The sequence below is a fragment of the Arthrobacter sp. 05N425 genome (assembly GCF_056397125.1).
The window spans coordinates 1-23,118 of record NZ_JBFTMU010000021.1 but is presented as its reverse complement, the minus strand read 5'-3'; the positions used below and the strand labels follow the sequence as shown (position 1 = coordinate 23,118).

26 protein-coding genes are annotated in these 23,118 nt (G+C 68.9%); 11 read left to right on the top strand and 15 right to left on the bottom strand.

Going from position 1 to position 23,118, the window contains the following annotated elements; all coding sequences use genetic code 11:
- From AC1DGE_RS16610 to AC1DGE_RS16575, 8 genes are all read right to left on the bottom strand, one after another.
- Window positions 1-258 (bottom strand): PEP/pyruvate-binding domain-containing protein (locus AC1DGE_RS16610; RefSeq protein WP_476917837.1); only part of this gene is annotated, 258 nt, incomplete at its 3' end.
- A gap of 11 nt (window positions 259-269) precedes the next feature.
- Window positions 270-584 carry a hypothetical protein gene (locus AC1DGE_RS16605; RefSeq protein ID WP_441417949.1) on the bottom strand — a complete coding sequence of 105 codons (315 nt, stop codon included), beginning with the start codon at window positions 582-584 and terminating at the stop codon, window positions 270-272.
- 93 nt (window positions 585-677) lie between these two features.
- Entirely contained in the window at window positions 678-1,733 is a 1,056-nt protein-coding gene (locus tag AC1DGE_RS16600) for a zinc-dependent alcohol dehydrogenase family protein (RefSeq protein ID WP_476917836.1), read from the bottom strand.
- Window positions 1,734-1,774: 41 nt separating this feature from the next.
- A complete protein-coding gene (locus tag AC1DGE_RS16595; RefSeq protein ID WP_476908968.1) occupies window positions 1,775-2,113 on the bottom strand; it encodes a hypothetical protein in 339 nt (112 codons plus the stop codon).
- The gene (locus AC1DGE_RS16590; RefSeq protein WP_441417941.1) at window positions 2,106-2,342 is read right to left on the bottom strand and encodes a hypothetical protein; all 237 of its coding nucleotides are present in this window, start codon (window positions 2,340-2,342) and stop codon (window positions 2,106-2,108) included. The genes AC1DGE_RS16595 and AC1DGE_RS16590 overlap by 8 nt, the downstream gene beginning before the upstream one ends.
- Entirely contained in the window at window positions 2,329-3,513 is a 1,185-nt protein-coding gene (locus AC1DGE_RS16585) for an acetyl-CoA acetyltransferase (protein ID WP_476908969.1), read from the bottom strand. Before AC1DGE_RS16585 ends, AC1DGE_RS16590 begins: the two co-directional genes overlap by 14 nt.
- Complete coding sequence (locus AC1DGE_RS16580; protein ID WP_476908970.1) at window positions 3,510-4,211, bottom strand: CoA transferase subunit B; 702 nt, start codon at window positions 4,209-4,211, stop codon at window positions 3,510-3,512. The genes AC1DGE_RS16585 and AC1DGE_RS16580 overlap by 4 nt, the downstream gene beginning before the upstream one ends.
- A gap of 43 nt (window positions 4,212-4,254) precedes the next feature.
- Window positions 4,255-5,001, bottom strand: a complete 747-nt coding sequence (locus tag AC1DGE_RS16575) for a CoA transferase subunit A (RefSeq protein ID WP_476908971.1) — start codon at window positions 4,999-5,001, stop codon at window positions 4,255-4,257.
- A 234-nt stretch (window positions 5,002-5,235) separates the two neighbouring features.
- Here AC1DGE_RS16575 and AC1DGE_RS16570 point away from each other — a divergent pair, with 234 nt between their 5' ends.
- Both AC1DGE_RS16570 and AC1DGE_RS16565 read left to right on the top strand, forming a co-directional pair.
- Entirely contained in the window at window positions 5,236-6,009 is a 774-nt protein-coding gene (locus AC1DGE_RS16570) for an IclR family transcriptional regulator (protein ID WP_476892896.1), read from the top strand.
- A gap of 283 nt (window positions 6,010-6,292) precedes the next feature.
- Entirely contained in the window at window positions 6,293-7,273 is a 981-nt protein-coding gene (locus AC1DGE_RS16565; RefSeq protein WP_476908972.1) for a plastocyanin/azurin family copper-binding protein, read from the top strand.
- 39 nt (window positions 7,274-7,312) lie between these two features.
- On the opposite strand, the gene nadE is transcribed toward AC1DGE_RS16565, so the two are convergent.
- On the bottom strand, window positions 7,313-8,137 hold the full coding sequence (gene nadE / locus AC1DGE_RS16560; protein WP_476908973.1) for an ammonia-dependent NAD(+) synthetase: 825 nt from the start codon (window positions 8,135-8,137) through the stop codon (window positions 7,313-7,315).
- Between the two features lie 208 nt (window positions 8,138-8,345).
- On the opposite strand from nadE, the gene AC1DGE_RS16555 reads away from it, so the two are divergent.
- Window positions 8,346-9,599 (top strand): FAD-dependent oxidoreductase, encoded by a 1,254-nt coding sequence (locus AC1DGE_RS16555; protein WP_441417934.1) that lies wholly within the window; start codon window positions 8,346-8,348, stop codon window positions 9,597-9,599.
- 77 nt (window positions 9,600-9,676) lie between these two features.
- Here the strand turns inward: AC1DGE_RS16555 and AC1DGE_RS16550 are convergent, their stop codons facing one another.
- Genes AC1DGE_RS16550 through acsA form a run of 5 tightly spaced genes read right to left on the bottom strand, consistent with a single transcriptional unit; the run spans window position 9,677 to window position 15,229 of the window.
- A complete protein-coding gene (locus AC1DGE_RS16550) occupies window positions 9,677-9,919 on the bottom strand; it encodes an acyl carrier protein (protein WP_441417933.1) in 243 nt (80 codons plus the stop codon).
- 13 nt (window positions 9,920-9,932) lie between these two features.
- Window positions 9,933-11,333 (bottom strand): dihydrolipoamide acetyltransferase family protein, encoded by a 1,401-nt coding sequence (locus tag AC1DGE_RS16545; RefSeq protein ID WP_476892894.1) that lies wholly within the window; start codon window positions 11,331-11,333, stop codon window positions 9,933-9,935.
- Window positions 11,326-12,306: an alpha-ketoacid dehydrogenase subunit beta gene (locus tag AC1DGE_RS16540; RefSeq protein ID WP_476908974.1), complete on the bottom strand. Its 981-nt coding sequence runs from the start codon at window positions 12,304-12,306 to the stop codon at window positions 11,326-11,328. Before AC1DGE_RS16540 ends, AC1DGE_RS16545 begins: the two co-directional genes overlap by 8 nt.
- Window positions 12,303-13,310, bottom strand: coding sequence for a pyruvate dehydrogenase (acetyl-transferring) E1 component subunit alpha (gene pdhA / locus AC1DGE_RS16535; protein WP_441418172.1), 1,008 nt, complete (start codon window positions 13,308-13,310; stop codon window positions 12,303-12,305). The genes AC1DGE_RS16540 and pdhA overlap by 4 nt, the downstream gene beginning before the upstream one ends.
- Window positions 13,311-13,318: 8 nt before the next feature.
- Window positions 13,319-15,229: an acetate--CoA ligase gene (acsA, locus tag AC1DGE_RS16530; RefSeq protein ID WP_476917835.1), complete on the bottom strand. Its 1,911-nt coding sequence runs from the start codon at window positions 15,227-15,229 to the stop codon at window positions 13,319-13,321.
- A gap of 145 nt (window positions 15,230-15,374) precedes the next feature.
- Between acsA and pyrE the strand changes: the two genes are divergently transcribed.
- The 4 genes from pyrE (at window position 15,375) to AC1DGE_RS16510 (ending at window position 18,694) form a co-directional block, all read left to right on the top strand.
- Window positions 15,375-15,959 carry an orotate phosphoribosyltransferase gene (pyrE, locus tag AC1DGE_RS16525; RefSeq protein ID WP_175322180.1) on the top strand — a complete coding sequence of 195 codons (585 nt, stop codon included), beginning with the start codon at window positions 15,375-15,377 and terminating at the stop codon, window positions 15,957-15,959.
- Between the two features lie 105 nt (window positions 15,960-16,064).
- Window positions 16,065-16,832 (top strand): GAF and ANTAR domain-containing protein, encoded by a 768-nt coding sequence (locus AC1DGE_RS16520; protein WP_476892892.1) that lies wholly within the window; start codon window positions 16,065-16,067, stop codon window positions 16,830-16,832.
- Between the two features lie 96 nt (window positions 16,833-16,928).
- Window positions 16,929-17,480, top strand: coding sequence for a hypothetical protein (locus AC1DGE_RS16515; protein ID WP_476917834.1), 552 nt, complete (start codon window positions 16,929-16,931; stop codon window positions 17,478-17,480).
- Window positions 17,481-17,653: 173 nt separating this feature from the next.
- Window positions 17,654-18,694: a thioesterase domain-containing protein gene (locus tag AC1DGE_RS16510; RefSeq protein WP_476917833.1), complete on the top strand. Its 1,041-nt coding sequence runs from the start codon at window positions 17,654-17,656 to the stop codon at window positions 18,692-18,694.
- 30 nt (window positions 18,695-18,724) lie between these two features.
- Here AC1DGE_RS16510 and AC1DGE_RS16505 read toward each other — a convergent pair whose 3' ends face one another.
- Entirely contained in the window at window positions 18,725-19,591 is an 867-nt protein-coding gene (locus AC1DGE_RS16505) for an HAD-IIA family hydrolase (RefSeq protein ID WP_441417926.1), read from the bottom strand.
- A gap of 52 nt (window positions 19,592-19,643) precedes the next feature.
- Between AC1DGE_RS16505 and AC1DGE_RS16500 the strand changes: the two genes are divergently transcribed.
- From AC1DGE_RS16500 to AC1DGE_RS16485, 4 genes are all read left to right on the top strand, one after another.
- Window positions 19,644-20,330 carry a TrmH family RNA methyltransferase gene (locus AC1DGE_RS16500; RefSeq protein ID WP_476917832.1) on the top strand — a complete coding sequence of 229 codons (687 nt, stop codon included), beginning with the start codon at window positions 19,644-19,646 and terminating at the stop codon, window positions 20,328-20,330.
- Window positions 20,331-20,469: 139 nt separating this feature from the next.
- A complete protein-coding gene (locus tag AC1DGE_RS16495) occupies window positions 20,470-21,417 on the top strand; it encodes a hypothetical protein (RefSeq protein WP_476917831.1) in 948 nt (315 codons plus the stop codon).
- Window positions 21,418-21,620: 203 nt separating this feature from the next.
- Window positions 21,621-22,640: a class II fructose-bisphosphate aldolase gene (gene fbaA, locus AC1DGE_RS16490; RefSeq protein ID WP_175322196.1), complete on the top strand. Its 1,020-nt coding sequence runs from the start codon at window positions 21,621-21,623 to the stop codon at window positions 22,638-22,640.
- A 2-nt stretch (window positions 22,641-22,642) separates the two neighbouring features.
- Window positions 22,643-23,068: a DUF3151 domain-containing protein gene (locus tag AC1DGE_RS16485; RefSeq protein WP_476917830.1), complete on the top strand. Its 426-nt coding sequence runs from the start codon at window positions 22,643-22,645 to the stop codon at window positions 23,066-23,068.
- The last annotated feature ends 50 nt before the right edge of the window (window positions 23,069-23,118 follow it).

Here is a 23,118-nt window from a genome sequence, read left to right as displayed (position 1 = left end):
GTCGGCGGGCGCGCCGTCGGCAGCCGCGTCGAGCCGGGCGGCCAGGGCTGCCAGCGCGGGCGGGGCCGCGAGGCGGTAGGCGTCGGTGGTGAGGCAGAAGCCGCGCGGCACCGGAAAGTCCGCGGCGGTGAGCCTGCCAAGGTTCAGCGCTTTGCCGCCGACCAACCGCAGGGGAGCGGAGGCGGTTCGGCCAAGGTCCAGCACGAACTCGTCCGGCGCAGCGGCGTCCGGCTCACCGTCGTCCGCTTCGGAGCGCATGGCTTGCGCGCCTAGTCGCTCGCCGGGTCGCCGGCGTCCTCCCACTGGACGTCCAGGTTGCGGAACACCGGCGGCGAATCGCACAGGGCCGCCATGCGCGCCGCGAATTCGGAGGTTTCCGGCCGCCGGGAATTCTCCATCGCCGACTCGTAGGAATCGAACTCGACGATGGTGAGGTACGTGCCGGGCCGGTCACGGTCCGCGGTGTTCAGGATCCGACGGAAGGTCGGGGCGGTTTCACCCTCGGTCCGGGAGGGCCTGCCGAGCGCTTCGATCTCCTCGATGCGGGACGACTGGTATTCGATGATCTGCACAAACCTGGCCATGACGGCTCCTTGACGGCTGCGGGTGCTGATGCGCATCACGCTAGACCCGCCGTCCCGGCAGTGCAAGGGCCGCACGATCCCCTGCCCGTTCGGCTAGGGCGTCAGCAGGACCTTGATGGCGCGCCGTTCGTCCATGGCGCGGTAGGCCTCCGGCGCCTCCTCCAGCGGCATAACGACGTCGAACACCCGGCCGGGATTGATGCTGCCGTCCAGCACGTCGGCGAGCAGTTCCGGGATGTAGGTCCGGGCGGGAGCCATCCCGCCGCCGATCGAGATGTTGGTGTCGAACAGGTAGCGCAGCGGAATCTCGGCGCCGCCGGTCGGCACGCCCACGAAGCCGAGGGCGCCGCCCGGGCGGACGCTGTGCAGCGCCTGCTCCATGGATTCCTTGGTGCCGACGCATTCCAGCACGGAATCGGCCAGCACGCCGCCGAGCAGTTCGCGGACCTTCGCGACGCCGTCGACCCCGCGCTCCGCGACGATGTCCGTGGCGCCGAACTCCCGGGCGATGGCTTGCCGGTCGGCGTGCCGGGACATGGCGATGATCCGTTCCGCGCCCAGCCGCTTGGCGGCCAGGACTCCACAGAGGCCCACGGCGCCGTCGCCCACCACGACGACGGTCCGGCCCGGTCCCGCTTTTGCCGCGAGGGCTGCGTGGTGGCCGGTGGCCATGACGTCGGAGAGGGTCAGCAGGCTGGCGCGCAGCGCGTCGTCGGGCTCGGTGATGCCAGGAACCTTGACGAGGGTGGCGTCGGCGAGCGGGACCCGGACTGCCTGGCCCTGGCCTCCGTCGATGGCCAGCCCGGCGTCGTCCTTGCCGCCCCAGCCGGCCAGGTGGTCGCAGGCGACCGTGACACCGTTGAGGCACTGCGGGCACTTGCCGCAGCTGACCACGAACGGCGCGATCACCAGGTCCCCCACGGCCAGATCGGTCACCGCGTCGCCGATGCTTTCGACCAGGCCGATGAACTCATGGCCGATCGCACGCGGCTCGTGCGTGGGCCGGACGCCGCGGTACGGCCACAGATCGGAGCCGCAGACGCAGGAGGCCGTGACTTTTACGACGGCGTCGGTGGGCTGCTGGATGGTGGGGTAGTCGCGGTCTTCGACCCGGATGTCGCCGGGGCCGTGGATGATCGTGGCGCGCATGGGGGCTCCTCGCCTGGTCGCGGATGGGGGTGGAAACGAGTCTAGTCCCGGAGGTCGGTGGCGGTCCCGGGGCGGAGCAGCCGGCTGATCCGGTCCTGGACCCTCAACTCCGGCGCGGACTCATGGTTGAACAGGATGCGGTAGATGACCGGCGCCACCCTGGCTTCGAGGGTGAGCTGCGATGACTCCGGCACGGTCCCGGATTTCACCGCCTGGATGGCCATCCGAAGGTTTTGTTCCACCGAGGAGCTGATGTCCGCCTCGGCCACGCCCCGGTACCCGGCCACGTCGGTGACGCAGCGCTCCACGCTGCTGGCCTTCAGGTACTGCAGGTCCCGGAAGAGCAGGTCGGCCACGTTTTCAATGCTGGACTCAGCCAAGGTTCGCCTCACACCACACTTGGGTCCCGTCGGCCTTATGGAGCATGGCGCGCTCGGCCGAGGTCCAGTACCTGACCCAGAGGATCTTTCCGTCCGGGGTCGCGAGCTCCACCGTTGCGGCGGCCGGGACACGGCCGGGCCGGCGCACCATCACGGGTGCGCCGGCCGCCAGGCCAAGCCAGTTGGTGACCCGCACCAGGTCCGCGGGCGGCGCCTCAGACGGCTTCAAGCACGCTGACGTAGTTCGCAATGCCCACGCCGCCCATATTCTGAACCGCGGCACGTCGCGGGGCGGCCAGCTGCATGTCCCCGGCGGTGCCGGTGAGCTGCATCGCCGCGATGACATGCTGCGAGACGCCGGTGGCCCCGACCGGGTGGCCCTTGGCCTTGAGTCCGCCCGAGACGTTGACCGGCAGCTTGCCGTCCTTGAAGACCCAGCCTTCCTTGACCGCGCGGGCGCCCTGGCCCGGCTCGGTCAGGCCCATGGCCTCGTACATCAGCAGCTCGGCGATGGTGAAGCAGTCGTGCACCTCCGCGAAGTCCAGGTCCTCCAGCCCGACGCCGGCCATGCCCAGGGCCCGCTGCCAGGAGGCGCGGGTCGCGGCAAAGGCGGTGGGGTCGCGGCGGTCGGTCGGGAAGAAATCGTTCGCCTGGCCGAAGCCGGCCAGCCGGACCGGCGCGGTGGCGCCGCCGGTGGGTGCAACGCTGAGCACGACGGCGGCGGCGCCGTCGGAGACGGGAGAGCAGTCGGTACGGCGCAGCGGATCGGCGACCATCGGGTTCTTGTCCGAGACCGTCTGGCAGAACTCCTCACCGAGGTCCTTGCGGAGTTGCGCGTAGGGGTTGTCCACGCCGTTGCGGTGGTTCTTCGCGGCGATCGAGCCCAAAACATCGGACACTGGACCGTAGCGCTTCTCGTAGTGCTTGGCCACTTCGGCGAAGAGCCCCGTGAAGCCGGTGCTGGAGGGCTTGCCGGCCATGTCGTAGTCCGCGCCGAGCAGGGCGGCGCCCACGACGTCGGCGCCGGCCTGGGTCATCTTTTCGGCCCCGATCACCAGAACCGTCTTGGCGGTACCCGCCAGCAGCGACTTGGTGCCCTGCTGGAACGCGGCCGAGCCCGAGGCGCACGCGTTCTCCACCCGCGTCGATGGCACGTTGGCGAGCTGCTCCGAGACCTGCAGTGCGAGCGAGGACGGGAACGCCAGCGGCATCATCCCGGAGTTGAACTGGCCCAGGTAGATCTCGTCGATCTGGCCGGGCTCGATGCCCGCGTTGCCGATCGCCTCGGTGGCAACCTGGACGATCAGGGACTCGAGGGTCTCCTCCGTGAGCTTGCCGAAGCGGCTGTGGCCCCAGCCGGTGAGCAGGACATCCTTGCCGAACTGGTCCTTGAGGCTCATGCCGTGGCTCCTTCCAGGCTGCCGGCTTCACGGGTGACGTCGAGGGAGGGATCGACGTCGAACTCGGCTTCAGTCTTTTCGCGGATCTCCGCCGCGGTTACGCCGGGGGCGAGGCGGGTGAGCGTGAGCTGGCGAACGCCCGTTTCTGCATTTTTCACCAGGTCAAACACTGCGAGGTCGCTGATGATGCGGTCCACGCAGCTCAGCCCGGTGAGCGGCAGGGTGCATTCCTTCACGATCTTGGCGGTGCCGTCCTTGGCGTTGTGTTCGGTGAGGACCACGACGCGCGGGGTGCCGGCCACGAGGTCCATGGCGCCGCCCATGCCCTTGACCATCTTGCCGGGGATGGTCCAGTTAGCCAGGTCGCCGGCGCCGGAGACCTGCATGGCGCCGAGGATGGCGACCTTGACGTGGCCGCCGCGGATCATGCCGAAGGAGGTGGCCGAGTCGAAGATGCTGCCGCCGGGCAGGACGGTGACCGTCTGCTTGCCGGCATTGATCAGGTCCGCGTCCTCCTCGCCCTCGTAGGGGAACGGACCCATGCCGAGCAGGCCGTTCTCGCTCTGCAGCACCACGCGGACGCCCTCGCGCAGGTTGTTGGCGACGAGCGTGGGGATGCCGATGCCGAGGTTGACGTAATCGCCGTCATTGAGTTCTTCGGCCGCGATGGCGGCCATTTCGTTCCGGGTCCAAGCCATGGTGTTTCTCCTGAAAAGTGTGGGTGGCGGCGCTCAGGCCGGATTAGACGGTGACGGCGGAGGCGGCAGCGTTGTCCGTCTCGGCCGCTTCGGCGCGGGGCCGGACGGTGCGCTGCTCGATGTCCTTGGCCCGGTCGCTGGCCTGAACCAGGCGCTGCACGAAGACGCCGGGGGTGACGATGTGGTTGGGATCGAGTGCGCCGGGTTCGACGATCACCTCGGCCTCCGCAACGGTGACGATGCCGGCCGTGGCGACCACGGGATTGAAGTTCTGCGCGGTGTAGCGGTAGATCAGGTTGCCGTCCGTGTCGGCGGTGTGCGCGTGGACCAGGGAGACGTCGGCCTTGATGGCACGCTCCTGGACATACGTTTCGCCGTCGAACTCCGCCAGCGGCTTGCCTTCGGCGACGAGGGTGCCGACGCCGGTCTTGGTGTAGAAGGCCGGGATGCCGGCGCCGCCGGCGCGGAGGCGCTCGGCGAGGGTGCCCTGCGGGGTGAACTCGACCTCCAGCTGGCCGGCGAGGTACTGCTCCGCGAAGAGCTTGTTTTCGCCCACGTAGGAGGCAATGACCTTGCGGACCTGGCCCGCCTCGATGAGCACGCCGAGGCCCTTGCCGTCCACGCCCATGTTGTTGGAGACCACGGTGAGGTCCTTGACGCCGGAGTCCCGGACCGCCTCGATCAGGTCTGCCGGAATGCCGCTGAGGCCGAAGCCGCCGACCGCCAGCGTCATGCCGTCCCGCAGCACGTCCTGCAGCGCCGCTGCCGCGCCGGATTTCACCTTTGACATTTGCATCTCCTCATTGAGCTTCTGAGTAACCGGCGGCGGCCTGGCCACGGGACCGCCGCCGTGATCCACGTTGTGGACTGTTCGCCTGAGGAAGGAGCCTATGGTGTGGCGTAGAGCACTGTCAACGCCGGAAATCCGCAACTTTCCGTGCTTTTTTACAGTGTGGACGCTAGGCTGGGCACTGTCCACAATGTGGATGGTTTGATGATTGTTTTGAGGAAATGCGAGGAAAAGATGAACTCCGTCCCCGTACAGGGAGCCCAGGTGGTAAGCCGCGTCGCGGCCCTGCTGAGGATCGTGGGACGGAAGCCGGAAGGCTCCCCGCTCGTGGAACTGGTCCGCGAATCCGGTCTGACGCGTCCCACCGCCCACCGGCTGCTCACTTCCCTGGCCGCCGAGGGACTGCTGGACCAGGATCCGCACAGCGGCAACTGGGTGCTGGGCCCGGAGATCCTGCTGATGGGATCGGTGGCTTCGGCGCGTTTCCCGCTGGAGGACATTGCCCGGCCCAGCCTGCGCCGGCTGGCAGAGGAAACCGGGGAGAGCGCCTTCTTCTCGATCCGCCGCGGCGCCGAGACGGTGTGCCTCCTCCGGGAGGAGGGCAGTTTCCCGGTCCGCTCCTTCGTGCTGCATGAGGGTGTCCGTTTTCCGCTGGGCGTTGCCTCCGCCGGCACCGCCATCATGGCGTTCCTGCCCGCGGCGGAGCAGGAGGAGCTGCTGGCCGGCTGGGCCACCCACGCCGGGAGCTTTGCCGCCGCCCACAGCGAGGAAGTGGTCCGCGCGAACCTGGAAGCGACGCGGCAGGCAGGCTATTCGGTCAACCCGGGCCTGGTGCTGGAAGGCAGCTGGGGAATGGGCGCCGCCGTTTTCGACCAGCGCGGCCGGCCGGCGTGGGCGCTGTCCCTGACCGGGATTGAACCGCGTTTCCGGGCGGACCGCCGTGAATACCTCGGGCGCCTGCTGATGGACGAAGCGCACCGGATATCCCTGCAGCTGCAGGGCAGTTGAGCCGCCGCCGGCGCCGTCTCGACAAACCGGCGGGCGCGGAGCACGATTGGAATTGCAGCCGTGGCTGCATGCGCTGCAGACAGCGCCCATTCCCCAGTCCGGGTGGCGCGTCTGGCCCAAAAACTACTTCCCCGCCTTAATGCTGGGGGACTGGGAGCAGGAGAAGAGAGCGGCGGACGCGGTCCAGGCCGGAGCGAAACGGCGTCGCGGGAAGCGGCGTCGGCGCACCAGATGAGCCGGTTTCCCGGCCGCAATCCTCCAGCCCCAAAAAGGAATGAGTCCCATGACTCGCCGAGCAGAATCCCCTCACGCGCCGCGCTTGCTGCGCGTTCTCATCGCTTTCATCGCCGCGCTCGTGTTGCCATTTACCGTCAGTGCTCCAGCCGTCAGCGCTGCCGCCGTCGCGGGTGGCGAAGAATCCGCCAGGACGTGGACGGTCCAGGTCGGGTCCGAATCCTCGAGCCAGGCCATCCAGGGCATGGCCTTCCTGCCCGGAAACATCTACATCAACGCGGGCGACAAGGTCACCTGGGAGGCCAACTCCGCCGAGATCCACACCGTGACGTTCCTGGCCAAGGGCCAGTCCCTGAGGTCCACCCAGCCCTTCAACCCATCGCTGCCGCAGAACATCTACCAGCGCGGCGGCAAGGCCTATGACGGGCATTCGTATTACAACTCCGGGGTCATGACGAACGTGTCCGACAGTGGCTTTAAGCAAGTCACGAAATACACCCTGGCATTCCCGCGCAAGGGCAACTTCACCTATTACTGCCTGGTCCACGGCATGGCCATGAAAGGAGTAGTCCACGTCCGGGCGGCCGGAACCGACTACCCTTACAGCCAGGCGCAGTACGACCGCCAGGCGGGGAGGCAGGAACGGGCCATCCTGCGGGACGGACGCCAGGCATGGGAGGACGCCCGGGACCAGGCGGACGAACACACCGTGATCGCGGGAACGGATAACGGAACGTCCATGGTGATGCGCTTCGTCCAGCAGAAGGTCGAAATCCGGGTGGGCGAGAAAGTGACCTTCGTCAACAGCGGCATGGGCGCCCCGCACACCGTCACTTTCGGCAAGGAACCCGCCAATGTCTTCGTCCCCCGGGGCAACCCGGCGAAGTTTGCCGGTGGCGACCTCAACTCAGGAATCATGCCCCCGCACAGCAAGTTCACCGTGACCTTCACCAAGGCCGGCGAGTTCGACTACATCTGCGGCCTACATGACTTCATGGGCATGGTGGGCACCGTGGAAGTCCGGAGGTGACCGGGCGGAACGATCCGGCCAGGAACCCTTAGCGGAGCGTCACTGCTTCCACCAGGTGTCGAAGATGGTGACCGGGACGGTGCGCTTGTGCCGCGTCCGCAGGTATTTCTGCTCGATCAGCTCGGCCGCGGCGTCGGGGATGTCGCGGCCTTCGAGGTAGTCATCGATGGTGTCGTAGCTCAGGCCGAGTTCTTCCTCATCGGTGCGTCCGGGCTTGTGGTCCAGGAGGTCCGCCGTCGGGACCTTCTCCCAGATGCGGGCCGGGGCGCCGAGTTCGGCCAGCAGGGCGCGGTTCTGGCGCTTGTTCAGGCCGAACAGCGGCAGGATGTCCGCGCCGCCGTCGCCGTATTTGGTGAAGAATCCGGTCACGGATTCGGCGCCGTGGTCGGTGCCGATCACCAGGTAGTTGTGCTCCCCGGCCAGGGCGTACTGGGCGATCATGCGTGTGCGGGCCTTGGTGTTGCCCTTGTGGAAGTCGGAAATGCCGTTGCCCACGGTCTTTTCGAATTCATCCTCGAAGCCGTCCACCGCGGCCGAGATGTTGAAGGTCCACTCCGTTTTGGCCCGCACAAAGTCCAGGGCCGCCTGGGCGTCGTCCTCATCGTGCTGCACGCCGTAGGGAAGCCGCACCGCGACGAAGTTCGCCTCCACGCCCTCGGCGTCGAGCTCCTCGACCGCGAGCTGCGCCAGCCGTCCTGCCAGCGAGGAGTCGAGGCCGCCGGAGATGCCCAGGACGAAGCCCTTGGTGTGGCTCGCCTTGAGGTAGTCCTTGAGGAACGTGACGCGTTTGCGCACCTCCCCGGCGGGGTCGATCCGGGGCTGCACGCCCATTTCTTCAATGATCTTCGCCTGGAGTTCACGCATGCCTCACAGCCTAGCCAGCCGAGTCAATCGTGCTCAACTGTTGCCGACCGGCCGGGTGCCCGGTTTCGCTATGCTTCCGGACCGCCGCTGAGCTTCCGGACGGCCGCTAGGCGGGTCCGCGCCGCGTCTGTCCGGAACCGCCGCCCGAATCCGGAAGCGCCGCCAAGACCCCTCCCGCCGGCACCCCTCGCAGGCGTAGCGTATGGCCATGGAGACGACGGGATGCGTGGTGGCCGGCGGCGGTCCGGCCGGGATGATGCTCGGCCTGCTGCTGGCCCGGGCCGGGGTGCAGGTGACGGTCCTGGAAAAGCACGCGGATTTCCTGCGCGACTTCCGCGGCGACACGGTGCACCCGTCCACCATCCGGCTGATTGACGAACTCGGCCTCGGCCAGGAGTTCCGCCGCCTGCCGCAAAGCCGCCTGAAGAGCGTCGTGTTCCCGGTCCCGGGCGGGCCGCCGGTGACCATGGGCGACTTTGATTCGCTGCGGCCGCCGTACAACTACATCGCCATGATGCCGCAGTGGGATTTCCTCAACTTCCTGGCCGCAGCTGCTGCCGAGGAGCCCGGCTTCACCCTGCTGATGAGCCACACGGCCACCGGGCTGGTTCGCGACGGGGGCCGTGTCCGCGGGATCCGGTTCCGCGACCCGGACGGCGCGCAGGACGAGCTCCGGGCGGACCTGGTGGTCGCGACGGACGGCCGCCACTCCGCGTTGCGTGCCGCCGTCGGGCTGGCGCCGAAAGAGTTTCCGGTTCCTTTCGACACCTGGTGGTTCCGGCTGCCCCGGTATCCCGCCGAACTTGGCGAAGTGGCCGGGCTGGTGCCGGCGTTCGGTCCCGGAGAGGCGCTGGTGGCCTTGTCCCGCAACGATTACTACCAAATGGGCTACCTCGCCCCGAAAGGCACCGACGCCAGGATCCGTGCGGAGGGCGTCGAGGGCTTCCGGCGCCGGATCGCCGGGCTTCGGCCGGACCTCGCGGACCGGGTGGACGCCATCCGTTCCCTCGATGACCTGCACTGGCTCGACGTCCGCCTGGACCGGCTGCAGTCGTGGCACGTCAACGGTCTGCTCTGCATCGGCGACGCCGCGCATGCGATGTCCCCGGCCGGCGGTGTCGGCATCAACCTCGCCATCCAGGACGCCGTGGCGGCGGCGGAAATCCTCGCCCCCGCGCTGCTCCGCGGCCGGGTCACGGCGGCGGACCTCCGACGCGTCGAACGACGACGGCGGCTCCCGACCGTCGTCGTGCAGACGGGACAGCGGCTCATGCACCGCGCGGTCTTTGGCCCGATCATGGCCGGACAACGCACCAAGTTTCCGGCCGTCGCGCTCTTCCTGGCCCGGCGGATTCCAGCGGTCCGCCGGATCATTCCCCGGCTCATCGGCTTCGGACCCCGCCCGGAACACGCCCCCGCCTTCGCGCGCCGCGCCGAGGCCCGGCCCCAGCCGCACGCCTAGCCCCTCACTGACGTCGATGGCTCCGCAGGTGCCCATTGGCGTCACCAAAACGGCGGTTACGGAGCCGCGGATGCGCCTCAGCCGTGCGCGACGAGGTAACTGATCAGGCCGTCGACCGTGGCGACTGCCGGATAGTCGCGCTCCGGGATGTCCACGCCGGTCGCCGTGTCGATGGTTTCAACGAGCCGCAGGAAATCCAGCGAGTCCAGCTCGAGGTCCTGCCGGAGCCGGGCCTCGCCGCCGACGTCGTCCAGCTCAACATCCGGTGCGACTTTCCCCAGCGCGGCACGCACCGCGGCCCGGGCATCCTGTTCATTCATGGTGTCTCCGTCTTCACAGTTCGTCCGGTTTCTGCAGCAGCTCTTGGATCCGGGCAAGGAAGCGGCCGCCGCGCAACCCGTCGCTGACCCGGTGGTCGGCCGAGAGGGTGGCGATCGCGGCGGCCCGGACGCCCAGCATCCCGTTCTCCGCCCAGGGTTGCTCCAGCACGCGGCCAAAGCCCACCATCGCCACCTGCGGCGGATAGATCACCCCGTAGACGCTGTCCACGCCGAGGTCCCCGAGATTCGTCACGGTGATGGTGGGGTCCGCCATCTCGGCGCGCTGCAGCCGTCCGGCCCGCGCGCGGCTGACCAGGTCCCGCAGCTGTTCCATCAGCTCGTCGAGGGCCAGGGTGTCGGCGTCGTGGAGCGCGGGGGCCACCAGGCCACCCTGGCGCAGGGCCACCGCGACGCCCAGATGCACCGCGGCGCTGGGCCGGTACTCCCCGTCCAGATAGAAGCCGTTGACCTCCGGGACTTCCTTGGCCGCGAGCGCCGCCGCCTTGAGCAGGAGGGCGGAGGGCACTAACCGGGACGCCACCGGCCGCTGCGCATTGACGGTCTGCATCCAGCCGACGGCGGCGCGCAGGTCCAGGGTTGTGCTCAGGTAGTAGTGCGGGATGGTCTGCTTGGAGCGCGACATCAGCGCCCCGATGGCCCGGCGCAGGGTGGCCACCCGTTCGCGGGCCTCCGCGGGCTTCTCCGCAGCCTGCGCCGGCGCTTCCGGCGGGGCCGCTTCGGCCTCAGCCGCTTCCGCAGCCTGCGCCGATGCCGCCGGCGCTTCCGCAGCCGCCCCTCGCGGTCCCGCCTCCCGGAGACCGGCCTCCGGCTGGCGGGCTGCGGCGCCCTGCACGTCTTCGACGGTCACGGCGCCCTCCGGTCCGGTGCCGGCGACGGACGAAAGCTCGACGCCGAGTTCGGCGGCGAGCCGTCTGGCCCGCGGCGAGGACCGCACCCGCCCTGCGGCCGCCGGACGGGCTGCCACGGCGTGCTCCACGTCGGCGCGGGTGATCGCGCCATCCTTGCCGGTGCCGTGGATCCGTCCGGTGTCGACGCCGAGCCGGTGCGCGAGGTGCCGGACCGGCGGCGCGATCGGAGGGGCTTCCGGGGGAGGGGCCGGCTTCGCGGCCGCGGGCCGGGGCGGCGGCGCCTCGCGGCTGGGAGCCCCGACCTCGGCCGGGGTCTGCGTGATCCGGGCCAGCGGCGTGCCCACCGGCACGGTCTCGCCGATGTCCACGAGGAGGTCCGCGACCACCCCCTCCTGGAAGGATTCGACGTCCATCACGGTCTTGTCCGTGTCCACCACGGCCACGAGGTCGCCGCGGCGGACGTAGTCGCCGGGCTTGACCAGCCATTCGACGATCTTGCCGTGCTCCATATCGGCCCCGAGCGAGGGCATCAGGAAGTCACCCACGTGCCCCGACCGCCTCCCGCGCTGCCGCGACGACCCGTTCCGCAGAGGGCAGGGCGGCGAGTTCAAGGTGCTTGGAGTAGGGGATCGGCACCTCGGCGCTGCAGACCCGGCCTACGGGCGCGTCCAGCTCGAAAAACGCGTGTTCGCTGATCCGGGCGCTGATTTCGGCGGAGATGCTGCCGCTGCGCCAGCCCTCGTCCACCACCACGGCACGGTGTGTCCTGGCCACCGAGTCGAGGATGGCGGCGTCGTCGAGCGGCCGCAGCGTGCGCAGGTCCAGCACTTCGGCGTCGATGCCTTCGGCGGCGAGCTGCCCGGCGGCCTCGAGGGTGAGGGGGAGCGTCCCGCCGTAGGTGATGAGTGAGACGTCGGCGCCGGGCCGCCGGATGGCGGCGCTGCTGATGTCCACCGCGCCGGCGTCCTCGGCGAGTTCGCCGGGGACGTTGTAGAGCGAGCCGTGTTCGAAGATCAGCACCGGGTCCGGGTCCTGGAGCGCGGTCCACAGCATCCCGCGGGCGTCTTCGAGGGTGGCGGGGGTGAGGATCCGCAGCCCGGGGATGTGCGCGTACCACCCCTCCAGGCTGTGCGAATGCTGGGCACCAAGCTGGCGGCCGGCCCCGGTGGTCATCCGGATCACCAGCGGCACGTGGAACTGGCCGCCGGACATGTGCAGCAGGGATGCGGCGTTGTTCACGATCTGGTCGAGGGCCAGGAGGCTGAAGTTGACGGTCATGATCTCCACGATGGGTCGCATCCCGCCGAGCGCGGCGCCGATCCCGGCGCCGACGAACCCGGACTCGGACAGCGGGGTGTCCCGGATCCGTTCCGGCCCGAACTCCTCCAGCAGGCCCAGGCTTACGGCGAAGGAGCCGCCGTAGGCGCCCACATCCTCGCCCATCAGGAAAACCCGCTTGTCACGCTGCAGGGCGTCGCGGATCCCGGCCCGGAGCGCCTCCCGGTAGCTGGATTTCATGACCCGTCCCCTTCCTGCCAGGCGCCGGGGTCGCTGTACACAAAACGCGTGAGGTCCTCGAGCGGCTCCGGCGTGCCGGCCTCCGCAACCTCGACGCCGGCCGCGACTTCCGCTTCGGCGTCGGCCTGCAGTTGCTGCCAGTCCGCTTCGGTCAGCTGGCCGGCTGCCTCCATCGCCGAGCGCAGCAGCGTGATCGGATCCCGCTCCAGCCACCGCGCCACCTCGGCCTTGTCCCGGTACCGCTCCGGGTCGAACATCGAATGCGCCCGGAAACGGTAGGTGCGCAGTTCCAGGAAGTGCGGCCCGCCGCCGGCCCGGACCGCGTCGACGGCGCGACGGGCGGTCTCCTCGACGGCCAGCACGTCCATCCCGTCCACGGCCCAGGCGGCAATCTCGTAGCCGGCCGCCTTCAGCGCGATGTCGGTCTGCGACTCGGAACGGCCCAGCGCCGTGCCCATCGCGTAAAGGTTGTTTTCACAGCAGAACAGCACCGGCAGCTGCCAGAGAGCGGCGAGGTTGAGGCTTTCATGGAACTCGCCCTCCGCGACGGCGCCCTCACCGAAAAAGCACACGGTGACGCGGGACCGGCCGGCCATCTTGTCCGCGAGCGCCAGCCCGACGGCGAGCGGCAGTCCGCCGGCGACGATCGCGTTCCCGCCGTAGAAGCGCGTGGCGGCGTCGAACAGGTGCATGGAGCCGCCGCGGCCTCGGCAGCAGCCCTCCACGAAGCCGTACATCTCGGCCAGGATCGAGCCGGCGGACACGCCGCGCAGCAGGGCGTGGCCGTGCTCCCGGTAGGTGGCGACGACGGCGTCCTCCGGCGCGAGGGTTTCCAGCACCCCGGCCGCCACCGCCTCCTCGCCGATGTAGACGTGCAGGAAGCCGCGGATCTTGGCGGCGCTGTACAGCTCGACGCACTTCTCCTCGAGCTGGCGCACACGCAGCATCTGCAGCAGCAGGTGCCGGCCGTGCGCGGGATCCAGCGGCCCGGCGGACGCCGCCATTGGCCCGGTCACTGCGGTCCCTCCGGCGCCGTGCCGGCTGCCCGTCCCGCAGCGCCGGGCTGCCCGCCGGGCTGGCCGTCGGACAGCCCGTCGGACAGCCCGGCGGGCGCCGCCCCCGGCGGGGACTCGATGGTGGACGTGTCGCCCTCCGGGAGCCCCAGTTCGCGGGCCTTGAGCAGGCGCCGGAGGATCTTCCCGCTGCGGGTTTTCGGCAGCGCCGTGGTGAAGTCCAGCAGCCGGGGTGCCACCGCGGGCCCCAGCCGTTTGCGCGCGAACCCGATGATATCCAGCTGCAGTTCCTCCGACGGCTCCCAGCCGGGGCGCAGCTCCACGAAGGCCTTGACCACCTCGCCGGCCACCGGGTCCGGAACGCCGATCACGCCGGCCTCGGCCACCGCCTCATGTTCCATCAGCGAGCTCTCCACCTCGAACGGGCCGATCAGGTGCCCCGAGGACTTGATCACGTCGTCGCCCCGGCCCACGAACCAGTAGTAGCCGTCGGCGTCGCGCTTGGCGAGGTCGCCGGTGAGGTACCAGCCGCCCACGAAGCACCGCCGGTAGCGCTCCTCCTCGTGCAGGTAGCCGCGGAACATCGAGGGCCAGCCGGGCCGCAGCGCAAGCTCACCCATCGTGTCCGGCGCGGTGACCAGCACCGCCTGCCCGTCCCTGAGTACCGGCTTGTCCTGTGCGTCCCGCACCACCAGCGCGGCTTCGATGCCGGGCAGCGGCCGGCCCATGGAGCCCGGGCGGATCTCGGTGGCCGCGAAGTTCGAAATCATGATGCCGCCGGTTTCGGTCTGCCACCAGTTGTCATGCACCGGCTGGCCGAAGGCTTCCTTGCCCCAGACCACGACCTCCGGATTGAGCGGCTCGCCGACGCTGGCGACAAAGCGCAGGGCGGACAGGTCGTGCCCCGTGGCGCGGTCCGCCCCGGCCTTCATCAGCATCCGCAGCGCGGTGGGGGCGGTGTACCAGACGGTCACGTGCTGCTCGGCGAGGATCCGGTACCAGCGGTCCGCGTCCATCTCCTCCTCGTCCACTATGCTCGTCACGCCGTGGCTGAGCGGGGCCAGGACCCCGTAGGACGTGCCGGTCACCCAGCCGGGATCGGCCGTGCACCAGTAGATGTCCTCCGGATGCAGGTCCAGCGCGAAGGTGCCGGTCGCGTGGTGGGCGGTGACGGCGTCGTGGACGTGGATGGCGCCCTTCGGTGTCCCGGTGGTGCCGGACGTGAAGTGCAGCAGCGCCATGTCCTCGGGCCGGGTCGCCGCGATCTGCCCGTCGGCCGGGGCCGTCTGCATCAGCGCGGCCAGGTCCAGGGTGCCCGGTTCCGGGTCGCCGTCGGCGTCGATCAGCAGCACATGCCGCAGCTCCGGCAGCGAGTCGCGCAGCTGGGCCACTTTCCGCCGGTAGAGCGCCCGGGTGGTGATGAGCGCGCGTCCGGAGCCCAGCTGCAGCCGCTGCCGCACGGGCTCCGGCCCGAAGGCCGAGAAAAGGGGGCAGAACACGCTGGCGTTCTTGAAGGTGCCGAGCATCGCAATGTACAGGGACGGGTTGCGGCCGGTGAGGGAGAAGACGCGCTCGCCGCGCCCGACGCCGAGGCTGCTCAGCACCGCGGCGAACCGGCTGCTTTGCTCTGCCAGCTCCGCGTAGCTGAGCGCATGGCTGCTCCCGTCGGCCCGGATGAAGCGCAGCGCCTCGCGGCCGCCGAGCCCGCCGGCCGCATGCCGGTCGGCCGCCTCAAAAGCGATATTGAGGCCCCGGCCATCCGGCAGGCCGGACAGCTCCCGGCGGGCGTGATCCCAGGAGAACGCCGCGCAGCTGGCGTCATAATCCAAGAGGTTGGGCCGGACCCGGAAGCTGCCGGGGTCCTTGGGGATTGCCGGCCAGCGGGTGGAAGGTTCGGTTCCTGCCGTCATGCTTACATCGGACGCCCGCCCCGCGCCGGCTGCCAGTGCCGTAAGTCCCGTGCGGGCAGGCCGGCCCGGGAGGAGGCCGCCGCGGTGCCGACATCTGGCGTCCGGACTGGGATCCGGGCCGGCGCCTGCGACTAAACTGGGTCCCATGACTGCCACCAGTGACTTTGCGGCCGACGCCGCTGCCGCCCGTGCCCGCCTCCTGGAACTGATCAAGGAGCTGGCCGTCGTGCGCGGCAAGGTCATCCTCTCCAGCGGCGCCGAGGCCGACTACTACATCGACCTGCGCCGCATCACCCTGCACCACGAGGCGTCCAAGCTCGTCGGCCAGGTCATGTTGTCCCTGCTGGACGACGCCGGGATCGACTTTGAGTGCGCCGGCGGGCTGACGATGGGGGCGGACCCGGTGGGCACCGCCGTCATGCATGCCGCCGTCGACGCCGGCCGCCCGGTGGACGCCTTCGTGGTCCGCAAGGCCCAGAAGTCCTACGGCATGGGCCGCCAGGTCGAGGGGCCCTCGGTTGAGGGCCGCAAGGTCCTGGTCCTCGAGGACACCTCCACGACGGGCGGCTCCGCGCTGACCGCCGTCGAGGGCGTGCGCAAGGCCGGCGGCAACGTCGTGGCCGTCGCCGTGATCGTGGACCGCGACACCGGCGCCAAGGAAAAGATCGAAGCCGAAGCCGGCGTCCCCTACCTGTTCGCTTTCGGCAAGGACGAACTGGGCCTGAGCTAGGGTTTCACCGGCGGCGGACACGTATGGACGGTGCTTTGGGGGTGACTTATCATTTCTTAAATACCCCCATCGGTACCTCTGTACCCGTAGTTGGAGAAACGCGCTATGCTCCCGCCCCAGGAATACCCTGCAACCGTCAGCACCGTCGACCAGGTCCAGAACCTCATCCTCGACAGCACTGACTTCGAAGAGTTTCTCAACGAACTCGCGCGTTTTTCCGCGCACCAGGTGGCAGGCAAGGGCGACGACGCGCTGTGCGGGATCACCCTGCTGCGGGACCGGAAGGCTGCGACCATCGGCTGGAGCAGCGAATCCGCCCGGGAAGTGGACGAGATCCAGTACCGGCTGGCGCAGGGTCCCTGCCTGACGGCGGCGCAGGAAGAGCGCGAGGTCTACGTCCCGGACCTTTTCGAGGAAGACCGCTGGGGCCCCGATTACGCCACCGCCGTCGCCTCGCACGGGCTGCGCTCGGTGCTTTCGGTGCCGTTCCACCTGCAGGGCGAAGCCCAGGCCGCGCTGAACCTGTATTCGGACGCACCGCACAAGTTCGACGGCGACGTCGCAGACCGGGCGCGTGACTTCACCCGGCAGATCTCCCAGGCGCTGCGCATGGCCGTGCGCTTTTCCCTGCACACGGACAGCGCCACGAACCTGCGGGCCACGCTCGAATCCCGCACGGTCATCGATATGGCGATCGGCATCGTGATGGCGCAGAACCGCTGCAGCCAGGAAACGGCGGTCCAGATCCTCACCGACGCGTCGAGCCACGGCAACGTGAAACTGCGCGACATTGCCACCTCGCTGGTGGAGTCCGTTGGCGGTTCGGCGACGCGGACGCACTTCCAGGAGCCGGGACGGCAGGCCGCCGGCTGACTAGCCGGCTGATCCGGGGACTTGTGCCCGCCCCGTCCCGCCGTTACGCTGAGTGAGGTTGAGCCGTCGGCCATAGACACTTTCTTTGGAGTACCTATGGACCAATCTCTCAATGCCCAGGTGAAGCTCGATGTCGCCGCAGACGTCATCCGGATCGATGTCCGGGGCAGCCTCAGCCAGGATTCCCGCCCCGCCCTGATGCAGCTGATCCAGCGCATCCGACGCATGGGCGTCAGTTCACACATCCGCGTCGATCTCGCGCACGCCGACTTCGTGGAATCGGCCGCCCTTGCCGGTCTGCGGAACGACCTCAACGCCATTGACGGAGGACCCGGCCAGTTCGACGTTGCCGGGGCCATGCCTGTTGCTGCCGGGGTTTCGCTTGAACTACAGATGTTCGGCGACGACTTCGGAAAGGTGTTCCAGCCGCTGGACCTCTCCACGGATTTCGTGGCCTCGATTAACCCGTCCGGGACCCGACCGCTGGCCCGCTACTCCGACGATGAGCTGCTGGCCGCCAGCGACTGTGTCTTCGGCAAGCTGGATGATCCGCGGAACGGTGCGCCCTCGGAGCTCCTGGCCAGGTACGAAGACATCAGCCTGGAGCTCGCCCGGCGCGAAGTCGGCCGCGCGCCCGAACCGGCCTAGGACGATCCCTCCGTTCCGCGACGCGGATAGTCCTCCGGGACGCGGAAAAGTCCGCTCGACGCGGGATTTCCGGCGCGCCAGGAATATTGCGCGTCGCCGGGCCGGAACCGCGTCGCGGATCGCTGTTTCACCCTCCGTTTTTGCTGCACCGGCGTAGTGGCTACGGTAGAGGTGTGCCGCATGAGACGGAAGCGAACGACGGGCGCGAACCCCGGGACGCCGAGGCCCGCGTGCTCCGGCATGCCGCTGAACTCGAACGGTTTTCGCGGCGGAACTTCCTGATCGGCGCCGGTGTCGCCTCGGTCCTGGCCGGGGACATGCTGTTCACCCGCCGGGTGCAGGCCGAGCGGCGGGTAAACAAGATCCTCCCGGTGCCCGACGACGTCGCGGAACTGTATTTCCCCCACGCCAGCTGGTTCCTTTTCCCCGGCTACAAGACCAGCTGGGAAGAGGCGCAGTGGATCCTGAACTCGCTGCGCGGCGCGCTGACCAAGCGGGGTCAATTGGCCGCCGTCGGCTATTCCAACCTTGGCCTGGACATCGACAAGATCGTGATCGCGGTCATCGAGCACATCCGCGCCCACCAGCTCGACACCATCTACTTCTACGGCCACAGTTTCGGCGGCATGGTCTCGGTGCAGGTCGCCGCCCGGTTGCTGGAACTGCATGGCGTCAAGGTGGCGTTCATCCTGCTCGACTCCAGCCCTTCCAGCCGGTATGACGTCCTGGACCAGAGCTGGTTCGAGGGGGTGGTGTTCCTGTACGAGAGCGGGTTCCGGTTCCCCACCGTGCTGCGCGGCGGCTACGAGCTCGGCGAACGCATGCTGAACAAGCATGAACGCAGCTGGGGCCAGGTGCTGGACCAGACCCTGGAACAGCTCTCGCCGATTGCCCCGTCCAGCGTGCTGATCCAGACCGAATCGGCCTACATCTACCACTTCGACCTGAACCGCTTCGTCGGCAAGCTGGGGGACGCGAAGATGGCATTCATCGGCAACCCCGGGGACCAGACCGTGAGCTACGAGACGGCGCGGGACACCTGGATGCTGCGGTTCAAGGCGAACATGATCTCGGATTCATTGCGGACGGACGGGGCGCGGCCGGCGCATGCCAGCCCGCAGTGGAACCCCTCGGTCTACCGGCCGCTCATCGAGGAGCTCCAGGACGAGTTCCTGCCGCTGCCGTCCGGCGGCGGCAAGAAGACCGCCTTCTAGGCCGAGGGCGGACCCCTCGGCCTAGTCCGCTCAAATCTGGTTCTTCAGGTCCGCGACCGAGTTCAGGATCTGGTTGGGCCGGAACGGGTAGGCCGCAATGTCGTCCTTATGCGTGATGCCGCTGAGCACCAGCACCGTGTGCAGCCCCGCCTCCATGCCGGCGATGATGTCCGTGTCCATCCGGTCCCCGATCATGGCGGTGGTCTCCGAGTGCGCGTCGATCTGGTTCATCGCCGAACGGAACATCATCGGGTTCGGCTTGCCCACAATGTAGGGTTCGCGGCCGGTTGCCTTGGTGATGAGCGCGGCGATCGCACCGGTGGCCGGCATCGGTCCGTCCTTGGAAGGCCCGGTGGCGTCGGGGTTGGTCGCGATGAAGCGGGCGCCGCCGAGGATCAGGCGGATGGCCATGGTGATGGCTTCAAAGGAGTAGGTCCGGGTTTCGCCGAGCACCACAAAGTCGGGGTCCTGGTCGGTGAGGATGAAGCCGGCTTCATGCAGCGCCGTCGTCAGCCCGGCCTCGCCGATCGTGTAGGCTCGGTTGCCGGACTCGGAGCCGCGTACCTGGTCCTTGAGGAACTGCGCCGTGGCCAGGGCCGAGGTCCAGATGTTCTCCTCCGGGATTTCCAGGCCGGAACTCTTCAGCCTCGCCGCGAGGTCCCGGGGGGTGAAGATGGAATTGTTGGTCAGGACCAGGAACCGCTTGGACGTGTCCACCCAGCGCTGGATCAGTTCCGAGGCGCCCGGGATCGGCTGGTTCTCGTGGACCAGCACGCCGTCCATGTCTGTCAGCCAGCACTCGATCTCCTGGCCGCTGCGATACACCGAGGACGTGGACCGCACGTCATCGGAGTCTGAACGCTGGTCTGTCCCTTGGTCTTCATACTGGTCCGCCATGGTGCCCTCCGCCGATAGTGTGCCGCAACAGGTCCCAGTCTAATGTTGAGTCGTGACTGAACCCGAGACTCCCAGCGAACCTACTGCCGGCAGCGCGGCCGTTCCGGACGGCGAGGCGGAGCCCAAGGCGGAGGTCGGCGTCGGCCCCTGGCAGGGGCAGTGGCCGGAGGGCGAACACTGGGACCCGGACCTGCTCGCGGACGGCGACCGCCGCAACGTGGTGGACAAGTACCGCTACTGGAAGCACGAGGCGATTGTCGCCGAGCTGGATTCGCGGCGCCACAATTTCCACATCGCGATTGAAAACTGGCAGCACGACATGAACATCGGCACCGTCGTCCGCACCGCCAACGCGTTCCTGGCCAAGGAAGTCCACATCATCGGACGACGCCGGTGGAACCGCCGCGGGGCGATGGTCACCGACCGCTACCAGCACGTCCGCCACCACGCCACCGTTGAGGACTTTGTCGCCTGGGCGCACGGGGAGGGGCTGGCCGTGATCGGGATCGACATCTTCCCCGATTCCGTCCCGCTGGAAACCTACGAGCTGCCCCGGGACTGCGTGCTGGTATTCGGCCAGGAAGGCCCGGGCCTGACGCCGGAGGTCCACGAGGCCGCCGTCGCGACGCTGTCGATCGAGCAGTTCGGTTCCACCCGCTCGATCAACGCCGCCTCCGCGGCCGCGATCGCGATGCACGCCTGGATCCGCCGGCACGTCTTCAACCAGCTCCCGGGGTAGCGGCGCCCCGCGCGCGAAATGGCACTTGACGGCAGTGTTTGCGCCCAACACTGCCGTGAAATGCCACCTCGGCGCGGATTGCGGCAAAGGGCTGTGGATAACCGCATCGGACAGTGCCCGAAGCGGCAAGACTGGGCCCATGCGCCGGGCACCGCTTCCGTTCCATCTGACCACCGGATCCTTCTCACTCCGTGCCGCGGACAAGGCCGGCGTCACCCGCACGCGGACCGCGGCGCGGGATCTGGTGACCGTGTCCCGCGGCATTCGGGTCCCGACGGACTCGGCGGCCGCCGGAGCGGCCGCCCTGCGCGCCTATACCGACCTTGATGACGATTCCATCCTCGCGCTCGGCTCGGCGGCCCGCCTCTGGGAAGCACCGCTGCCGCCCTGGCAGGGCGAAGACTGGCGCATCCACCTTGCCCGCCGCAGGGGCTCCAGCATGCCGCGTCGGGCAAACGTCGTCGGGCATCTTCTGACTCTGCTGCCGGACGAAGTGGTGGAGCTCGACGGCGTCCGGCTCACCTCGCCGGTCCGGACGTGGCTGGACCTGGCCGCGGTTCTGGGGCCGGAGGAACTCGTGGCCGTGGGCGATTCCCTCGTCTGCGAACACGGTCAGGGACATCCGTTTCCCCGCCGGGCATTGTGCAGCGTCGCGGACCTGAGGGAGATGGCGGCCCGGCACCCGGGAGTCCGCGGTGTGCGCAAGGCCAGGGCTGCCGCTGAACTCATCCGGGTGGGCGCCGACTCGGCGCCGGAAACCCACATGCGCCTCGCCCTGGTGCGCGCGGGCCTGCCCGAGCCGGTGCTGAATCACGTGGTGTGGGGCGAGCCGATGTGGGGTGGGGACACGGCCCCCGTGCTCTGGCCCGACGCGGCGTACCCGCAGTGGCGGCTCGCGCTGCAGTACGACGGGGCGCATCACAACGGGGAGGAACAGTACCTGAAGGACATCCGCCGGGCCGACACCACCGCGAGGTCCGGCTGGCTGGAGCTCCGGGTTTCCCGTTTCGACCTCGCCGGTGACCGCCCCGCCGTCGTCCGCAAGGTCCGGGCGGCGCTGGAGAGCCGGGGCTGGCGCGCGAAATGACAGTTCGCGGCAATGTTGGGCGGCCACACTGCCGCGTGGTGCCATCTCGGCGGGAGGCGACGCAAGGCGCGGGAGCGAGTGTTACAGCCCCCGCGTGACCGGAGACACTGCCGTGCGCAGGAATGGCTAGGATGGTTCGTAGCCGACGAGGTTCACTCCAGGGTCAACCCAGCCCGCAGACGAAATTCACTTTAGGAGTCAGCATGCCCATTGCAACCCCAGAGATCTACTCCGAGATGATCGACCGCGCAAAGACGGGCGGCTTCGCGTTCCCGGCCGTCAACGTCACTTCCTCCCAGACCCTGAACGCCGCCCTGCGCGGCTTCGCCGAGGCCGAGTCCGACGGCATCGTCCAGGTCTCCACCGGCGGTGCCGCCTACTGGTCCGGCGCCTCCACCAAGGACATGGTGGCCGGTTCCCTGGGCTTCGCCGCGTTCGCCCGCGAAGTGGCCAAGAACTACGGCGTCAACATCGCCCTGCACACGGACCACTGCCCCAAGGACAAGCTGGACGGCTTCGTCCTGCCGCTGCTCGCCGCCTCCGAGGCCGAGGTCAAGGCCGGCCGCAACCCGCTCTTCAACTCGCACATGTGGGACGGCTCGGCCGAAACCCTGCAGGAGAACCTCCGGATCGCGCGTGAACTGCTCGCGCGCACCGCCGCGGCCAAGATGATCCTCGAGGTCGAGATCGGCACCGTCGGCGGCGAAGAAGACGGCGTCGAGAACGCCATCAACGACAAGCTCTACACCACGGTCGAGGACGCCCTCGCGACCATCGACGCCCTCGGCTCCGGCGAGAACGGCCGCTACATCACGGCCCTGACCTTCGGCAACGTGCACGGCGTGTACAAGCCGGGCGGCGTCAAGCTGCGTCCGGAAATCCTCAAGGACATCCAGGAGCAGGTCGGCGCGAAGATCGGCAAGGCCAACCCGTTCGACCTCGTCTTCCACGGCGGCTCCGGCTCCTCCGAGCAGGAGATCGCGGACGCCGTCTCCTACGGCGTGATCAAGATGAACATCGACACCGACACCCAGTACGCCTACACCCGCCCGGTGGTGGACCACATGTTCCGCAACTACGACGGCGTCCTGAAGGTCGACGGCGAGGTCGGCAACAAGAAGCTGTACGACCCCCGTGTCTGGGGCGCGTCCGCCGAAGCCGGCCTGGCCGCCCGCGTGGTCGAGGCCGCCCAGCAGCTCGGCTCCACCGGCAAGACGTTCTAGTCATGTCGGACGAGTTCCGCAAGAACCTGATGGGCCCCGAGCCCACGCTGCTGCCTGCCGAGACTGAGGTCAACGCGGGGCTGGATGCGGGCCAGGAGGCGCTGGATCTGGTGGAGAAGCACCCGACGTCCTCGCTGCTCTGGGCCGTGCTGGCCGAGGAAGCGTGGAAGGAAGGCCGGACCATCGATTCCTACGCCTACGCCCGGGTCGGCTACCACCGCGGCCTGGACTCGCTGCGCCGTAACGGCTGGCGCGGCGTGGGCCCGATCCCGTGGGAGCACGAACCGAACCGGGGCTTCCTGCGCGCCCTGTACTCGCTGGGCCGCGCGTCCGCGGCGATCGGCGAGGCCGAGGAGCCCGAGCGGATCGAGAAGTTCCTCAAGGACTCCGACCCCACCGCCAAGGCCGCCATCGAAGCCGAGGGCTGACAGGCACCGCGACTTAACGCAACGCGGGGTCACTTACGGCCCATTCCGCC

What these genes read in the sequence shown, in the direction of transcription:
- AC1DGE_RS16605 (WP_441417949.1), bottom strand. Translation starts at nt 584, where the DNA reads ATGGCCAGGTTTGTGCAGATCATCGAATACCAGTCGTCCCGCATCGAG.
- AC1DGE_RS16600 (WP_476917836.1), bottom strand. Translation starts at nt 1,733, where the DNA reads ATGCGCGCCACGATCATCCACGGCCCCGGCGACATCCGGGTCGAAGAC.
- AC1DGE_RS16585 (WP_476908969.1), bottom strand. Translation starts at nt 3,513, where the DNA reads ATGAGCCTCAAGGACCAGTTCGGCAAGGATGTCCTGCTCACCGGCTGG.
- AC1DGE_RS16580 (WP_476908970.1), bottom strand. Translation starts at nt 4,211, where the DNA reads ATGGCTTGGACCCGGAACGAAATGGCCGCCATCGCGGCCGAAGAACTC.
- AC1DGE_RS16575 (WP_476908971.1), bottom strand. Translation starts at nt 5,001, where the DNA reads ATGTCAAAGGTGAAATCCGGCGCGGCAGCGGCGCTGCAGGACGTGCTG.
- AC1DGE_RS16570 (WP_476892896.1), top strand. Translation starts at nt 5,236, where the DNA reads ATGAACTCCGTCCCCGTACAGGGAGCCCAGGTGGTAAGCCGCGTCGCG.
- AC1DGE_RS16565 (WP_476908972.1), top strand. Translation starts at nt 6,293, where the DNA reads ATGACTCGCCGAGCAGAATCCCCTCACGCGCCGCGCTTGCTGCGCGTT.
- nadE (WP_476908973.1), bottom strand. Translation starts at nt 8,137, where the DNA reads ATGCGTGAACTCCAGGCGAAGATCATTGAAGAAATGGGCGTGCAGCCC.
- AC1DGE_RS16555 (WP_441417934.1), top strand. Translation starts at nt 8,346, where the DNA reads ATGGAGACGACGGGATGCGTGGTGGCCGGCGGCGGTCCGGCCGGGATG.
- AC1DGE_RS16550 (WP_441417933.1), bottom strand. Translation starts at nt 9,919, where the DNA reads ATGAATGAACAGGATGCCCGGGCCGCGGTGCGTGCCGCGCTGGGGAAA.
- AC1DGE_RS16540 (WP_476908974.1), bottom strand. Translation starts at nt 12,306, where the DNA reads ATGAAATCCAGCTACCGGGAGGCGCTCCGGGCCGGGATCCGCGACGCC.
- pdhA (WP_441418172.1), bottom strand. Translation starts at nt 13,310, where the DNA reads ATGGCGGCGTCCGCCGGGCCGCTGGATCCCGCGCACGGCCGGCACCTG.
- acsA (WP_476917835.1), bottom strand. Translation starts at nt 15,229, where the DNA reads ATGACGGCAGGAACCGAACCTTCCACCCGCTGGCCGGCAATCCCCAAG.
- pyrE (WP_175322180.1), top strand. Translation starts at nt 15,375, where the DNA reads ATGACTGCCACCAGTGACTTTGCGGCCGACGCCGCTGCCGCCCGTGCC.
- AC1DGE_RS16520 (WP_476892892.1), top strand. Translation starts at nt 16,065, where the DNA reads ATGCTCCCGCCCCAGGAATACCCTGCAACCGTCAGCACCGTCGACCAG.
- AC1DGE_RS16515 (WP_476917834.1), top strand. Translation starts at nt 16,929, where the DNA reads ATGGACCAATCTCTCAATGCCCAGGTGAAGCTCGATGTCGCCGCAGAC.
- AC1DGE_RS16505 (WP_441417926.1), bottom strand. Translation starts at nt 19,591, where the DNA reads ATGGCGGACCAGTATGAAGACCAAGGGACAGACCAGCGTTCAGACTCC.
- AC1DGE_RS16495 (WP_476917831.1), top strand. Translation starts at nt 20,470, where the DNA reads ATGCGCCGGGCACCGCTTCCGTTCCATCTGACCACCGGATCCTTCTCA.
- fbaA (WP_175322196.1), top strand. Translation starts at nt 21,621, where the DNA reads ATGCCCATTGCAACCCCAGAGATCTACTCCGAGATGATCGACCGCGCA.
- AC1DGE_RS16485 (WP_476917830.1), top strand. Translation starts at nt 22,643, where the DNA reads ATGTCGGACGAGTTCCGCAAGAACCTGATGGGCCCCGAGCCCACGCTG.